This window comes from Metabacillus idriensis (assembly GCF_050483325.1).
Classification (GTDB): Bacteria; Bacillota; Bacilli; order Bacillales; family Bacillaceae; genus Bacillus_P; species Bacillus_P idriensis_A.
Map to the genome: position 1 here is coordinate 86982 of NZ_JBCMYF010000035.1, position 16064 is coordinate 103045.

General features: G+C 42.7%; 16 protein-coding genes. All 16 read right to left on the bottom strand.

Annotation, left to right across the window (positions count from 1 at the left end):
• Nucleotides 1-145 precede the first annotated feature (145 nt).
• Nucleotides 146-1441 (bottom strand): 3-phosphoshikimate 1-carboxyvinyltransferase, encoded by a 1296-nt coding sequence (gene aroA, locus ABEQ24_RS20780; RefSeq protein WP_430008565.1) that lies wholly within the window; start codon nt 1439-1441, stop codon nt 146-148.
• A gap of 13 nt (nt 1442-1454) precedes the next feature.
• On the bottom strand, nt 1455-2567 hold the full coding sequence (locus ABEQ24_RS20785; RefSeq protein WP_430008566.1) for a prephenate dehydrogenase: 1113 nt from the start codon (nt 2565-2567) through the stop codon (nt 1455-1457).
• Between the two features lie 57 nt (nt 2568-2624).
• A complete protein-coding gene (hisC, locus tag ABEQ24_RS20790; protein ID WP_430008567.1) occupies nt 2625-3707 on the bottom strand; it encodes a histidinol-phosphate transaminase in 1083 nt (360 codons plus the stop codon).
• A gap of 54 nt (nt 3708-3761) precedes the next feature.
• Nucleotides 3762-4580 carry a tryptophan synthase subunit alpha gene (gene trpA / locus ABEQ24_RS20795; RefSeq protein ID WP_430008568.1) on the bottom strand — a complete coding sequence of 273 codons (819 nt, stop codon included), beginning with the start codon at nt 4578-4580 and terminating at the stop codon, nt 3762-3764.
• Nucleotides 4543-5772, bottom strand: coding sequence for a tryptophan synthase subunit beta (gene trpB / locus ABEQ24_RS20800; protein ID WP_430008569.1), 1230 nt, complete (start codon nt 5770-5772; stop codon nt 4543-4545). The genes trpA and trpB overlap by 38 nt, the downstream gene beginning before the upstream one ends.
• Complete coding sequence (locus ABEQ24_RS20805; RefSeq protein ID WP_430008570.1) at nt 5753-6409, bottom strand: phosphoribosylanthranilate isomerase; 657 nt, start codon at nt 6407-6409, stop codon at nt 5753-5755. Before ABEQ24_RS20805 ends, trpB begins: the two co-directional genes overlap by 20 nt.
• Nucleotides 6402-7163, bottom strand: a complete 762-nt coding sequence (trpC, locus tag ABEQ24_RS20810; RefSeq protein ID WP_430008571.1) for an indole-3-glycerol phosphate synthase TrpC — start codon at nt 7161-7163, stop codon at nt 6402-6404. The genes ABEQ24_RS20805 and trpC overlap by 8 nt, the downstream gene beginning before the upstream one ends.
• The gene (gene trpD / locus ABEQ24_RS20815) at nt 7153-8172 is read right to left on the bottom strand and encodes an anthranilate phosphoribosyltransferase (protein ID WP_430008572.1); all 1020 of its coding nucleotides are present in this window, start codon (nt 8170-8172) and stop codon (nt 7153-7155) included. Before trpD ends, trpC begins: the two co-directional genes overlap by 11 nt.
• Entirely contained in the window at nt 8144-9688 is a 1545-nt protein-coding gene (gene trpE / locus ABEQ24_RS20820; RefSeq protein WP_430008573.1) for an anthranilate synthase component I, read from the bottom strand. The genes trpD and trpE overlap by 29 nt, the downstream gene beginning before the upstream one ends.
• A 368-nt stretch (nt 9689-10056) precedes the next feature.
• Complete coding sequence (gene aroH, locus ABEQ24_RS20825) at nt 10057-10425, bottom strand: chorismate mutase (RefSeq protein ID WP_430008574.1); 369 nt, start codon at nt 10423-10425, stop codon at nt 10057-10059.
• Entirely contained in the window at nt 10422-11510 is a 1089-nt protein-coding gene (gene aroB, locus ABEQ24_RS20830; protein ID WP_430008575.1) for a 3-dehydroquinate synthase, read from the bottom strand. Before aroB ends, aroH begins: the two co-directional genes overlap by 4 nt.
• The gene (gene aroC, locus ABEQ24_RS20835; protein WP_430008576.1) at nt 11510-12682 is read right to left on the bottom strand and encodes a chorismate synthase; all 1173 of its coding nucleotides are present in this window, start codon (nt 12680-12682) and stop codon (nt 11510-11512) included. The genes aroB and aroC overlap by 1 nt, the downstream gene beginning before the upstream one ends.
• Nucleotides 12683-12757: 75 nt before the next feature.
• Nucleotides 12758-13531: a CheR family methyltransferase gene (locus ABEQ24_RS20840; protein ID WP_430008577.1), complete on the bottom strand. Its 774-nt coding sequence runs from the start codon at nt 13529-13531 to the stop codon at nt 12758-12760.
• A gap of 178 nt (nt 13532-13709) precedes the next feature.
• Entirely contained in the window at nt 13710-14156 is a 447-nt protein-coding gene (gene ndk / locus ABEQ24_RS20845; protein WP_430008578.1) for a nucleoside-diphosphate kinase, read from the bottom strand.
• A gap of 101 nt (nt 14157-14257) precedes the next feature.
• The gene (gene hepT, locus ABEQ24_RS20850; protein ID WP_430008579.1) at nt 14258-15220 is read right to left on the bottom strand and encodes a heptaprenyl diphosphate synthase component II; all 963 of its coding nucleotides are present in this window, start codon (nt 15218-15220) and stop codon (nt 14258-14260) included.
• Nucleotides 15221-15368: 148 nt separating this feature from the next.
• Nucleotides 15369-16064, bottom strand: coding sequence for a demethylmenaquinone methyltransferase (locus ABEQ24_RS20855; protein ID WP_430008580.1), 696 nt, complete (start codon nt 16062-16064; stop codon nt 15369-15371).

The following is a 16064-nucleotide window of genomic DNA, read 5'->3' on the forward strand; positions in this document are numbered from 1 at the left end:
CCTCTTAAACCTTCTTAAGACAAGCTATGAAGAGAAGGAGCGAGATATGACTGTTAATGAAAACACCTGCAGAAAATTTTATTCTGCAAGTGTTTTTTCTTTTGTTATTTGGCTTCATTGCAAGATTCATCGGTCATAACGGGCATTAATCAGCCAGCTGATTTAAGTGATCGAAAAATTGTGGATAGGAAACATTGATTGCTTCATGATCTGACAATGAAACGTCTCCCTCCGTTATAAGGGCTGCAACTGCAAGCATCATGCCAATACGATGATCACCGTGGCTTGATACGGAAGCTGCGTTTCTTAATTTCTGTTTACCGCGGATTATCATGCCGTCATCTGTCGGCTCAATCTCTGCTCCTAGTTTTTTCAGTTCCTGAACAACAGTATCAATGCGGTTTGTTTCTTTTACCTTCAGTTCACTTGCATCTTTAATGATTGTTTCCCCTTCAGCTTGAGTGGCAAGGAGGGCTATAACAGGAATTTCGTCAATCAATCGCGGAATCAGTTCGCCTGAAATGACTGCACCTTTTAATTCCGATGTTGAAATTGTTAAATCCGCAACTGGCTCATGAGCGTGTGATCCCTTTTCTTCAATTGTTAAATCCGCCCCCATTTTACGGAGAACCTCAATGATTCCGATTCTGGTCGGATTAATTCCTACATTTTGCAGCGTAATGGTGCTTGATGGAACAATTGCACCTGCTACTAAAAAGAAGGCAGCAGAAGAAATATCTCCTGGAACTACAATAGATGCAGCCGTTAAAGACTGACCTCCGATCAATTCTGCAGACATTCCTTCTTCCTTCACTTCTATACCAAATGCCCGAAGCATTCTTTCTGTATGATCCCTTGATTTATGCGGTTCTGTTACTTTCGTCTTTTCATTTTTTGCCTGAAGCCCTGCAAGCAGAATCGCTGACTTAACTTGAGCGCTTGCTACAGGTGATACATAGTCCAATCCCTTAAGCTTGCCGCCGCGAATAGAAATAGGCGTGTAATTGCCGTTTTGTCTGCCATCAATAGCTGCTCCCATTTCTCTCAGCGGATCAGTGACGCGTGTCATCGGCCTTTTAGCGATCGATTCGTCGCCAACGATGCAGGCATGAAAAGGACGGCCTGCTAAAATGCCAAGCATTAGACGGGTAGTTGTTCCCGAATTGCCGACATCAAGGATTCCATCAGGTTCCCTGAGTGCATCAATACCTTTGCCGGACACTTTCACCTTTGTTCCTTCCTGATCGATTTCAACGCCCATTTGTCTGAAGCAGGCAATCGTCGATAAACAATCTGCTCCAGCAAGGAAATTTTCAATGACAGTCTCACCGTTTGCAAGTGCTCCGAACATAACCGCTCTATGTGAAATGGATTTATCACCTGGAATGGCAATTTGACCGCTTAAAGTTTTTGCTTTCCGCAATTTCTTTTCATTTGACATGGTCCTCACCTCATTAACTGAAAAATGTTTTATAGTCTGTATATTTCTCGATGCATTTTTGTGCACGTTCACGGTCGACATCCGTCTGGAAGCTTAATCTCAGCACACCATAAATCTCTTCGCGCGTTTCGATAATCCGGATGTTTGTGATGCTGATTTCCTCCATCGCAAGATAACCTGTAATTTCAGAAATGACCCCTGGATAATCCGGTACATCCACATATAAATCGTAAAAAGAAGGAATAGCTCCTTTTTCTCTTTCAGGCAGGCCATCTCTAAAATCCTTTGCCTCCTGAAAATATGTAAAGAGAGCATCTCCGTTAAGATCATCAACAAGCTCTCTGACCCGGTTCATTTCGTATTGCCAGTCATCAAATAATGCCAGCAGCTTGTCTTTATTATGAAGGAGAATATCTCTCCACATCGCAGGGCTGCTTGAGGCGATCCTCGTGATATCGCGGAACCCTCCTGCTGCGAGACGCTTTATCACAGGATGACCGTCTTCAAAACGGCCAGCCTGATGAACAAGGCTCGCTGCAACGATATGCGGAAAATGACTGATTACACCTGTAACCTCGTCATGTTCAGCTGGTGTCATTTCAACAAAATGAGCTTTCGTTCCTTTTAAAATATTCTGAAGGATACGAAGCGAAGCATGAGAAGTATGGTCCGTCGGCGTCAGGATATAAAAGGCATTTTCAAATAGGTGGGCTTTTGCTGCGATCACCCCTGATTTATGCGAACCGGCCATTGGATGTCCGCCGATAAAATGTACCCCGTCCCCGAAAACAGAATCAGCGTATTTGCTGATTTTTTGTTTAGTGCTGCCTACATCAGTAATAATGACGCTTTCTTTTAAAGGAAGTGAACTTAATGAGTCGATTATGTACAAAGTCTGTTCTACCGGAGTAGCAAGAATAATTAAGTCGGCTGTTTCTATTCCGTCAAATTGCTTTGGAGCTATTTCATCGATCACGGTCAGCGTCTTGGCGATTTCTGCCTGACTTTGATTAATATCATACCCGACAATCTTTACAGCAGGAAATTCCTGCTTAACCGCAAGGGCGATCGAACCGCCGATTAACCCGAGTCCGATGAGATGAATTTTTTCGATTTGCTGTTCCATTCTTTATCACCTGCGCAATATGTATGAAGAAAGAGGTGATTAAGATCACCTCTTCTTTTATGAAATCAATTCTGTCAGAATCTGCAGAATCTCTTCGTTTTGTTCTTTCGTTCCGATTGTGATGCGGATAGACGTTGGAAATCCGAGTGCAGTGCCTGATCGGACAATATAGCCTTTTTCCAGGAGAGCCTGAAATACTTCATCAGCATCGCGGTTAAAATCGATCAGAATAAAGTTACCTTCTGAAGGATAGTAAGATAGACCGTGTTCTTTACTGAATTGATAAAACTGTTCAAGACCCTGTTTGTTTTTTTCTGCACATTGTTTAATGAAATCCTGATCTCCTAAAGCATGCAGTGCGGCTGTCTGTCCTAAACGGTTCGTATTAAAGGGCTCCCTTGCAGGTTCGATGCTTTTGATTAACTCCCTGTTCGCAATTCCGTAACCGACGCGGAGGGCTGCAAGGCCGTATGCTTTTGAGAAAGTGCGGAGAATCATGACGTTTTTATTTTCTTTGATTAATGGCAGTGTTTCAGGAAAATCAGAGGCTGTTACATATTCATAGTAGGCCTCATCCAGGATAACAAGCACATGATCCGGCACCTTTTTCATAAAAGCATGCAAAGACTGCTCGTTTATATAAGTACCTGTTGGATTGTTGGGCGAACATAGCCAAATAACCTTTGTTTGTTCGTCGATTGCTGCAAGCATGGAGTTCAGATCATGCTCTCCATCAATCAGCGGAATTTCCTTTATATCTGCGCCTTCAATGATGGCATTGTGACGGTATTGCGGAAATGTCGGTGTTGCCATTACGGTGTTCGTCCCTTTTTTCAAAAACGCGCGGCAAATGATCTGAACAATCTCATCAGATCCATTTCCAAAAATAATTTCATTTTCTTCTACGTTTAAAAAACGTGCCAGCGTTTCACGAAGCAGAGCGCTGTAGCCGTCTGGATACATCGCAAGCTGATTCAATTCATCCTGAATGGCTTTTTTAGCCCGTTCTGAGCTGCCATACGGATTTTCGTTGGAAGCGAGCTTCACAATGTGAGTTAAGTTATATTCTTTTTTAACTTCTTCAATTGGTTTACCCGGCTGATACGGTTTTAAGTTCGTAAGCTGATCTTTAATTTGCATGAATGGACACCTCTTCTGTAATAAAAGCGAAGATTTCTTCGCTTGCTGCGCGTTTCATCCTGTGCTTACTTTAGCATCTAAAACAAAGGAGGAAGCTTTTTCTTCAAACTCAAGGAGGGCAGCACCCAATGAATCAGCCTCTTTCAGTTTTGAAGATAACCTCTCGACTTCTTCAATTAGTGCACTGCCTACAACAACTCCGTCACATACTTTTGACAGTTCTTCTACGTGTTCCTTTGAAGAGACACCGAAACCGACAACGACAGGAACAGATGCTTCTCTTTTTACCTCATTCAGAAAATCGAAAATGCGCTGATCGAACGTCTTTCGCGAACCTGTTACACCTAACGATGAAACACAGTACAGAAAGCCTTCTGCATTTGACACAATTTTCTTTAGCCGAGAAACAGATGTAGGGGCTACCATTGAAATAAACGTGACGCCGTGCTGCTTGCATGAATCTCTCAAATCTCCGCTCTCTTCAAAGGGAAGATCCGGAATCAGCAGTCCGTTTATCGTGTTTTTTTCCGCTAAAGCAAAGAAGGATTCTTTTCCTAATTGTAACACAGGATTATAATACGTAAAAAGAATTATTGGAATAGTTAGACCCCTTTCTCGCATTGAAGGAACGAGTTCCATGGCTTTTACAATATTCATACCGGCCGACAGGGATCTTTGCGAAGCCCTTTGGATGACCGGACCGTCCGCAAGGGGATCTGAATACGGGATGCCAAGCTCAATAGCTGAAGCTCCAGCCTTCTGGAGAGTAAGGGCGAGTCCGATTGTGGCTTCTCCACTTGGATCGCCTGCTGTTATAAACGGGATAAATAATTTCTTATTTTGCGCTAGCTGCTTCTGCAAGTATTCCTGCATTCTTATCGCTCCCTTCAAGTGATTCCATGAGTGTATGGACATCTTTGTCTCCGCGTCCTGATAAACAGATGAGCAGCGTTTCATCTGGATCCATTTTCTCAGCAAGATGGAAAGCCTTTGCCAGAGCATGAGCGGATTCAATAGCAGGAAGAATTCCTTCTTCCTTTGCTAAGACAGTTAACGCTTCTAATGCCTCGTCATCTGTTACGCTCTCATATTTCACCCGGCCTGTGTCTGCAAGGTGTGCATGCTCTGGTCCAATACCAGGGTAGTCAAGCCCGGCTGAAATGGAGTATGGTTCAATAATTTGCCCGTACTCATCCTGAATCAGGTAAGTGAGTGAACCATGAATAACTCCTTTTGTGCCTTTGGTGATTGTAGCAGCATGGAGAGGTGTATCAACACCTTTGCCTGCCGCTTCAACGCCGACAAGCTCCACATCTTCCTCAATAAAGGCTGCAAACATGCCAATTGCATTGCTTCCTCCGCCGACGCATGCTACTACTTTATCAGGAAGACAATCCATTCGTTCTGCCAGCTGCTGTTTTGCCTCATCTCCTATGACTCGTTGAAACTCTCTGACCATTTGCGGGTATGGATGAGGGCCTACTACTGAACCGATCATATAAAAATGATCCTCACAATGCTGAACCCAGTATCTGATCGCTTCGTTCGTAGCGTCCTTCAGCGTTTTATTTCCGCTGTGAACAGGGATAACTTCTGCCCCGAGCAGTTTCATCCGAAAGACGTTAAGCTGCTGCCGGATCACATCTTCTTCCCCCATAAAGACTTTGCATTCAAGGCCAAATTTTGCAGCAACCGTTGCTGCCGCGACACCGTGCTGTCCTGCACCTGTCTCTGCAATAATTTTTGTTTTCCCCATTTTCTGTGCCAAAAGGGCCTGGCCAATTGCATTATTGATTTTGTGTGCGCCTGTATGGTTAAGATCCTCCCGTTTCAGGAAAATCTTTGCTCCCCCAAGTTTTTTCGTTATGTTTTCTGCATAGGTCAATGTTGTCGGCCTTCCGGAATATTCAATGAGAAGACGGTGGTATTCGTTCATAAATGCAGGATCTGCTGCAGCTTCTGCAAATGCCTCCTGCAATTCTTCAAGCGGCTGCATTAACGTTTCAGGTACATATTTCCCTCCAAAATCTCCGAATCTGCCAAATTCATCTGGAAACTGATACATAATCATTCACCCTTTCTTCTAGCCTTGTCAATTTTGCCTCATCTTTTTTTCCGTTTTGTTCAATCCCGCTTGAAATATCAAGTCCCGGCGGATGAAGCCCGAGCAGCTGTTCAATATTGTCAGGAGTAATGCCTCCTGCAATGAAGAGCGTTTTGTTCAACTCATCAGCGGTCTGTATATAACACGGCACTTTTGACCAATCAAATGTCTGGCCTGTTCCTCCGAAAGCATCTTTGACTTTAGAATCAATCACAAAGCCGTCCGCTGCTTCTGCATATAATTTCATATCAGACAGTGTTCCCTCATAATGGGGCAATGCCTTCCATACATCCCTCTTAAAATGATGCTTGATTTCAGCTATTTCTTTGACTGTCTCTGAGCCGTGGCATTGAATGACAGCGATTGGAAGATCATTTATGGCCTGTTCTATTTCATCAATTCGGGCATTTACAAATATTGCCGCTATTTGTTTATCTTCCATATCCACTTCTTTTAACCACTCTTTTACATCCAGAGCTTCTACTTTTCGCTTACTTTCTGCAAAAATAAGTCCGAGATAATCTGCATTGGACTTGCTTGTCAGTTTCAAATCCTCCAAAGAGCGATTTCCGCATAATTTGATCAAAGGTTTACTCATTTTCTTCTCCGTAAAGAGCTTTGATCGCAGCTGTTTGATTCTCGCTTCGCATGAGTGATTCTCCGACTAAAATGGCATGAGCGCCTTCTTGCTGAACCGTTTTTACATCTTCAAATGTATAAATTCCGCTTTCACTCACAAGCAGTGTATCTTTTGGAACGGAAGTGCTTATTGTCTTTATTTGATGGATATCTGTCTTAAAGGTTGAAAGATCTCTATTATTCACACCAAGTATTTTAGGGGTGAACTCAGACAGAACATTTTCCAGGACTGCGAGAGAATGCACTTCCACCAAAACATCCATTCTGAGCTCATAAGCATGCACATACAGTTCGTGCAGCTCTTTAGCATCAAGCGCCTCTCCTATTAAAAGAATGGCATCTGCCCCTATATTTCTTGATTCCTCAACTTGTTTGTGATCAATAATGAAATCTTTTCTTAAAACCGGGAGACTGACATCTTTCTTAATTTCCGCTATAAAATCACGATGGCCCTGAAAAAAGCTTTCATCTGTTAAAACAGAGAGGCAATCCGCTTTTCCTGCTTCATAAGCCTTTGCAATTTCCACAGGATGAAAATTCTCTTTAATGACGCCTTTAGAAGGAGAAGCCTTTTTCACTTCCGCGATTAAAGCCGGTTTCCGGTTTGAAAGCTTCAAGGCGCTGTAAAATGACCGTTCAGATACGTTCGTTCTTTCGGGAATAGTCAGAGAAAGCATTTCTTCCCGTTTTTTTTCAAGAATTTTAGTAAGCATACTGCTCCTCCTTCTTTCTTTGGAGACGGGCTAGCTGACGATAGGCTGTGCCATTTATGATCGCGTCTGCGGCTTTTCTTACTCCATCAGCCAGTGAATCCGTTTTGCCTGATACATATAAAGCAGCACCGGCATTCAGTGCAACAATGTCCGCAGCAGCACCGCTGCGCTTCCCCTCGAACACATCCAGAATCAATTTTGCACTTTCAGCCGGGCTCTCGACCTGGATGTCTTTTAATTCACCGCGCTGCAGTCCCATCTCTTCCGGGGTTATTTCATAACGGTCAATCTTGCCGTTTTTCAGTTCAACAATATCTGTTACACCTGTAATACTGCATTCGTCGAGGCCATCTCTCCCTGTAACAAGGAGAACATGTTCTGAGCCAAGCTCGCGCAGGGCAAAGGCTATTTTTTCTGCATACTCTGTAGAAAACACTCCCATAACCTGGCGCTTGGCATCAGCAGGGTTTGCCAATGGGCCAAGAAGGTTAAAAACCGTTCTGAAGCCGATTTCCTGTCTCGGGCTTACAGCATGCTTCATGGAAGAATGGTAGATTGGCGCGAACAGAAAACTCATATCATAAGCCTGCAGAGCGTGCTTCGCTTCATCAGGTGTAGTTTGAATGGAGATCCCAAGCTGTTCAAGCACATCTGCACTGCCGCTTTTAGATGAGATTGCCCGATTGCCGTGCTTTGCTACTTTTACTCCGAGCGCAGAGGCAAGAATGGCTGATGCAGTCGAAATATTAAATGTCGATGTCCCGTCTCCGCCTGTTCCGCATGTATCAATCAGTTCCTCTGCATAATCAATGCGGGTCATATGCTGTTTCATTGCTTTTGCAAAACCGACTAGCTCGTCAACCGTTTCACCGCGGAACCTTAAAATGGAAATGAAACTTGCGATTTGGCTGGAAGTGGCTTTTCCCTCCATTACCTGATTCATGGCAGCCCTTGCCTCTTCTTCTGTCAGCGTGTGTCCTTCAATGCATTTGCTGAGTAATGTTTTCATTTTCTGCCTCCTCCTTTTTGCCAAACACTTTTTCTGCAAGTTCAATGGTTTTTATTAAGGCGCTTGCTTTATTTCTCGTTTCTTTCCATTCAAGTTCCGGCTTTGAATCTGCTACAATTCCGGCTCCTGCCTGAACATAAGCTTTTCCGCCCTGCAAAGAAATGGTCCTGATTGTAATGCATGAATCAATATTGCCGTCAAATCCAATATAAGCGATGCACCCTGCGTAAGCGTTTCTCGCTGTCGGTTCAAGCTCCTGCAGAATCTGCATGGCCCGCACTTTAGGGGCGCCTGATACCGTTCCGGCAGGGAATGAGGAAAGGAGAGCATCAATGGGATGTGTTCCGGTTTTTAATTGGCCGGTCACTTTTGAAATCAAATGCATCACGTGTGAAAACCGTCCGAGTTCCATTAGCACCGGAGTCTTGACTGACCCGTAATCAGCTACTCTGCCAATATCATTTCTTGCCAGGTCAACAAGCATATAATGCTCTGCTTTTTCCTTTTCATCGCTTCTGAGATCTTCTTCCATCCTAAGGTCCTCTTCTTCCGTCTTACCGCGTTTTCTGGTTCCTGCAATCGGATGTATTTCGAGATAGCCGTCCTGCACGTAAATCAGCCTCTCAGGAGAACTGCCGATCAGCTCAGTCTCATCAAATTTGATGTAAAACATGTAAGGCGAAGGATTCACAACCCTCAGCATTCGATATAAGTCAAAGCCTTTAGCTGTTATTGGCAGTTCGAATCTTTGAGAAAGAACACCCTGAAATATATCCCCTGCCCTGATGTATTCTTTTATTTTTTCAACTGACTCCAGAAAATCAGCTTTTTCAAAATTAGAGGTTACTCCTTCAAACGAAACAGATGCCTGATCCGTCGGAGAGAGCATCAAATCATTGAAATCTCTTTTTTCGGTTAGCTTTGAGATAAGCTGATTGATCTTAGCTTCAGCAATTTCATAAACTGCCCGCTTGCCTCCATCTGACTCTTTTCCGGAGAGGCGTTCGTAATGGATAAACGAGAGGGTTCTATCAATATGGTCGAATGCGATCATCGTATGGCAAACGAATAATAGGCACTTTTTAAAATTCAAATCTTGATTGGTGTGCTTTGGAACGCGTTCAAACATTGTGACAGAATCATATCCTAAATAGCCTACAGCACCCCCTGCAAACGGAATATCAAGATCTGGCAGCTTTACTTTTAAATAGCCGTCCATCCATTGAAAGATTTCTTTAAGAGATGAAGATTCATAGATGGTTTTTCTTTGTTTAGACCTCACGCAGTAGCGGTCATTTTCTTCTTCAATGAACAAAAAAGGATTTAATCCAATAAATGAATAACGTGACCATGACGATTCTTCGTCTTTGCTTTCCAGTAAATACACCGCTTCATCTTCAAACACTTTAAAAAGCTGAATAGGGGTGAACGTATCTACTTGAAAAGATTTAATAACAGGTATGGTTTGATAGCTCATGCTATCATGTTTAAATGAGGCAAAATCGGTATGAAACATAAGTACTCACTCCTCCAGCATTGTGGAGAATAAGTATTTAGGAGGTTTTAAGCGGACGCTGCGGTAAAACGAAAAAACCCAAAAACAAAGAATCTCTGTTTTTGGGTAGTCTTAACCGTAACGGAAAATATAAAAGACCTCAGCTAAACTCACTCATTCTCGGCTACCCTAAACTATGCTAAACTAATTGATTTTTCACTGTACTGCTCTGACTTGCTCACTATACTCATCTAACGCACTGGAACATATTAGAAGCTCTCTTCTAATTTCTATTCTTGGGGTCTATCTTAATATACATGCTGTTTTCTGTCAACGAATGATGCACCCGGCAAATGGAGGAACATCAGACACTAATCTAGAAATTGAGTTTATTCTTTTCCTGTTAAATCGGGTCTTAGCACAATCGCTTTCCCCTGATAGACATGCTTTACTTCTTTTTGATTTAGGACAGTCTCCACTGTCATCATGACCCTGATGCACTTTTCAAGACTTCCTGCTACAGGGATTTCCTGCATGCACATGACAGGAACATATTCCCACCCGTCAAAGTTTCGCAGAGCTTTCGCAGGAAACACCGCATCTAAATCTGCTGTCATTGAGAGCAGAACAGATGCGACATCTTCAGGCTTTACATTATTTTTATCAATCATTTCTAAAAAAAGAGCTTCAGTTGCCTTGATGATTTGATTTTCATCATTGCGGTCAACTGTAGCAGCTCCCCTAATTGCACGAATCAAACTGACCCCTCCTGTCTCCATGTATCTAGCAAGGATCTTAATTGATCTCTTTCGAAAGATGAAATTTCCGGTGTTCCGATTGTTTTTAACAGAATCATTGTAATCGTCCCGGAATGCGACTTTTTATCTTTTTGCATTCTGCTGATTAAATCATCCGTTGATAAGCCTTCAGGCACTTCAACCGGAAATCCTAATTTATCAAACCAATGTTTCATTTTTTCATAAGGAAAACTGGAGCTGTGAATCTTCCCGCTGAGCCAGATTGCAAAAAGCATGCCAATGGCAACACCATCACCGTGGCTGATCTTTCCATATCCTTCGGCAGCTTCAATCGCATGTCCAAGGGTATGGCCAAAGTTAAGGTGGGCTCTGACTCCGGTTTCTTTTTCATCTTCTTTTACTACTGCCGCTTTTACTCGAATCCCTTCAAGAATCATATGCTGAAGTTTTTCATCATCCAGATCATCGAGTACAGATATTTCAGACGTCAGCCAATGATAGAAATCTGCATTTCCAATCAGACCGTGTTTTATCACTTCTGCAAATCCAGAACGGAGCTCATGAACAGGCAATGTCGAAAGAAAAGCCAGATCATAAATGACTGCCCGCGGCTGATGAAACGCACCGATCATATTCTTTCCTTCCGGGTGGTTAATCGCGACTTTCCCTCCAACCGCACTATCATGCGCAAGCAAAGTAGTCGGAAGCTGTATGAACGGGATGCCTCTCATATATGTGGCGGCAGCAAAACCAGCCAAGTCGCCAATGACTCCTCCGCCGAACGCAAGAATGAGAGATTTCCGGTCAAGTCCAAGTTTAAGGGCGAGTGTCTGAATATCATAAAAAGATTGGAAAGATTTATACTCTTCCCCGCTCGGTACAACGTAGACTTCCGTCTTATAAGAATGATTCAATGCATTCAGCAGCCGCTCACCGTAAAGGCTTTGAACAGCTGCATCAGCAATAATCAATATACTTGAAGGCTTTACTGCATTTACTTGCTCAGTCAGTTCAGTTTCAATGATATTTCTTCCTACTGAAACGGGATATGATCCGGAAGCAGTTTCAATAAGCAAATTCATCATTAGAACTTCCTCGCATACTCGCGCATTTCCTGAACGTGCTCACGGATTGCATCCATTCGGTCTGAACCGAATTGTTCAAGGATTGCATTCGCAATTTCCCATGCCACAACTGCTTCCGCAACTACACTTGCTGCAGGCACAGCACAGCTGTCAGAACGTTCGATGCTGGCTGAAAAAGGTTCTTTCGTTTCAATATCAACACTTTGAAGAGGCTTATAAAGGGTTGGAATTGGCTTCATGACACCTCTGACTACAATTGGCATGCCCGTTGACATTCCGCCTTCTAAACCGCCTAAGCGATTCGTTTTGCGTGAGTAGCCGCTCTCTTCGCTCCAAATAATTTCGTCATGTACTTCACTGCCAAATCTTCGGGCAGCTTCAAAACCGATGCCAAATTCAACACCTTTAAAAGCATTGATGCTGACGATTGCTGCTGCAATTTTCGAATCAAGTTTGCGGTCGTAATGAACGTAGCTTCCTACTCCGGCAGGCATACCTTCTACAATCACTTCCACGACACCGCCGATGGAATCGCCATTGCTCTTAGCATCATCAATTGCCTTCATCATTTTCAATCCAGCATTCTCATCCAGACAGCGGACAGGCGACTCCTCTGTGACCCTCTGTAATTCTTCAATAGACGCATAATCTGTTTTTTCAGCTTTGATTGAACCGATTTCAACTACATGGCCTGCAACTTTAATGCCAAGCTCTGACAATAGCTTCTTAGCTACTGCACCAACCGCAACTCTGACTGTTGTTTCACGGGCAGAAGAACGTTCAAGCACGTTGCGGATATCTCTGTGCCCATATTTAATCGCTCCGTTTAAATCAGCATGTCCAGGCCGCGGACGGCTGATCTGGCGCTTAATATCTTTTTCTTCGCCTTCTTCTAAAGGCTCGATTCCCATAATATTCGTCCAATGTTTCCAATCATTATTCTCAACTACAAGTGCGATTGGAGAGCCAAGTGCTTTTCCATGACGGATTCCGCTTGTAATCTGAACCTCGTCCTTCTCAATCTGCATTCTTCTTCCTCTGCCATGTCCCTTTTGTCTGCGCGATAGATCGAGGTTAATATCCTCTGCAGTAATTGTCAGCCCCGCCGGCACTCCTTCAACAATAGCGGTTAACTGCGGTCCATGTGATTCTCCTGCTGTTAAGTATCTCATCTAAAGCTCTCCCTTCAGCGCACTAACGCTTTTAAGTAACACTATACCATATGTATGAAAAATTGAATAGAAAGTTTATATCTGTATTTTTCTGTAAAAAAAGGTGCCAGCTGATTCAAGGTTATATTGCTGACTGTAAAAAATCTGTTCCGTACTGCCTATAAAGAAGATACCTTCGTTTTTCAAAGCCTTTGAAAACTTATGATAAAGCATATTCTTAGCATCTTCCGTAAAATAAATCAGCACATTTCGGCAAATGATCAAATCAAATCCGCTTTCAAAAGGGTCTGAGAGCAGATTGTGTTTTTTAAATTGTACAGTCTCTATGATATCTTTGCTAATTTGATAGCCTGCCCCATCCTGAACAAAATATTTGATCTTCATCTCACCCGGCAGCTCGGCAAGACTTCTTTCCGGATACATCCCGAGCTTTGCTCTGGCTATGACATTTTCGTCTAAATCTGTTGCCAGGATCTTTATCGAGCGCAATGGCATATATTTTGACAGAATCATTGCGATTGTATAAGGCTCTTCACCAGTTGAACAGGCTGCGCTCCATATTCTCAGCGGCCGGGACCCGCTCAGCATAGCAGGCAGCAATTCAGACTCCAATAGATCCCAGCGCTTCTTATTCCTATAAAACTCTGTTACATTGATCGTTATTCTGTCCAGAAGTTCATAGAGCAGCTCCTTATCTTTTTGAAGTGCTGATCCATACTCCTTAAAACCGTTAAACCCTCTTTTTAAATAAAGAGAGGTAATTCTTCTTTTCATCTGTGCCTCTTTATAAAGACTAAGATCTATACCCGTCAGCTTTTTTAACTCATTTTGAAATTGCATATATTCCATCTGGCTCAACTCTCCTGCAGTATTTCCCTCTATGTATAGTATATCGGAAAGTGTCAGTCTCTTGTGACCCCTTAATAAAAAAATCTGAAAACTCTTAAATATATATATGGAAAGGTTTAATGGGAAGGGATATTTAAACAGGAGAAAAGCCAGCATCTCTGCTGGCTTTTTAAGCGGATCAGTAAATCCAATTATGGATATCTTTGTCGTATTCTACTAATTCTTCTTGTTTGAAGAATAGGTTGATTTCGCGCTCTGCACTTTCCGGTGAATCAGATCCGTGGATGATGTTTTTTCCTACGAATAAACCATAGTCGCCTCTTATTGTACCAGGCAATGCTTCGGCTGGTTTTGTTTTCCCCATCATCGTGCGGGAGATTTCAATCACATTTTCCCCTTCCCAAACCATAGCGAAAACTGGTCCGGATGTGATGAATTCAACTAATTCTCCGAAGAATGGCTTCCCGTTGTGTTCCCCGTAGTGCTGTTCAGCAAGTGAAACCGGAATTTGCATTAATTTAGCCCCAACTAAATGTAAGCCCTTACTTTCAAATCTAGAAATAATTTTCCCGATAAGCTGACGCTGAACGCCATCAGGTTTGACCATCATAAATGTTTTTTCCATCGTAATTTCTCCACCCCGCGATTGTTATGTATGGGCTTTCATGCCCCACGCAAATCGTACCATTTTTTCACTGTTTTCGCAATCGTATGGGGCGGAGGAATTTAAAATTTTCTTTTTCCAATATATTTTGCAATATTGGATAAAGCAGATCTTGCCCGATTTTTCGGCAATTGGTTTAAAATGCTGAAACCTTTTTGAAGATACATGTCACTGACTTGTATAGACCGCTCTATTGCATTCGTAGATAAGATGGCCTCAATAATCTCAGCCATTTCCTTTTCGTCTGTATCACTTGCAACCTTGCTGATTTTGTTTTTCAGCCCGGGATTTTCCATTGCATACAGCACTGGAAGGGTAATATTGCCCTGCAGCAGATCTCCTCCAACAGGCTTTCCAAGCTCTTCTTCAGTAGAGGTAAAATCGAGAATATCATCTGTAATTTGAAAAGACATCCCCACGTAATAGCCGAACAGGAATAATTTTTTATGTATGGATTCCGGAACACCGCCTGCAATCGCTCCAAGCTGGCAGCTGGCAGCGATTAATAAAGCTGTTTTCCTTTTTATGCGCTTTAAATAAACACGCAGATTCTGGTCAAAATCATATTTGTCTTTTATTTGTTCAATTTCACCAAGAGATACTTCCACAATTGTTTTTGAAAGGATTTGATGTGCGGCAATATTTTCTAAAGATGTCATAACCTCAAGTGATCTCGCAAATAAATAATCCCCTGTATACATGGCAATGCGGTTGTCCCACTTTGCTTTAATAGTCGGTTTCCCCCGTCTGAGCTCAGCATCATCAATCACATCATCATGTACTAATGATGCCATATGAATAATTTCAAGAGCGATGGCCACTTTTTTAACTCTATCGATATCATATTCGCCAAACATAGCAGAAAGCAATACAAAAACAGGGCGGATACGCTTTCCCCCTGCCTGAAGAAGATGAAGCCCTGCCTCGCTTAACAGAGGTTCTGTTGAGCTTACCGTTTTTTCAAGTTCCTGTTCAATCAGATCAAGATCTGCATTTAAGAACGAATACGCCATTTTAAATTTCATTCAATTCACCTAAATACTCGCATTTTTAAAACATGGCTGGTCTATTTGATCAATTGCAGTAAATATGTCCGCATCTGATTCCTGCGCCTTTTATTCTCAAAGAAAGAATTGGACAGAATTAAAAACAAAAAAGCTGCAATTGACAGAATCACTTGCACCCTAGATGCATAGCCGCAACGCCGCCTGTAAAAGGCTTCACTTCTACTTCTTTAAAGCCGGCATCTCTGAACATCTGTGCAAGTTCACGCATTCCCGGGAAATCTCTGGCTGATTCCTGCAGCCATGAATATTCTTTGTAGCTCTTAGCAAACAGTTTTCCGAAAACAGGCATCACAAATCGGAAATAACCGTAATAAAGCTGCTTAAATCCGATCATTGTCGGCTGGGAGGTTTCGAGGCAGACCACTTTCCCGCCTGGCTTTACAACGCGGTGCATTTCTTTAAGCACGGTCATATAGTCTGGAACATTCCGAAGACCAAAACCAATCGTTACATAATCAAAGGTGTTGTCTTCAAAAGGAAGTTCCATGGCATTGCCGTGAATTAATTCGATATTGGAGTAATTTTTTATTTTCTCTCTGCCAATTTTCAGCATATTGCTGCTGAAATCAAGACCAACCGCACGGCCTCTCCCGCCTACCGCATCAGCCATTGCAATCGTCCAGTCAGCCGTGCCGCAGCAAACATCCAGGGCAATCGATCCTTGCTTGACATTCATTCGTTTCATTGTTTCGCGGCGCCAGGCAATATGGCGCTGAAAACTGATGACTGAATTCATTTTATCGTAGTTTTTATATATTTTTTCAAATACAGAATGGACTCTTTCTTCTTTGGATTGCTGCAT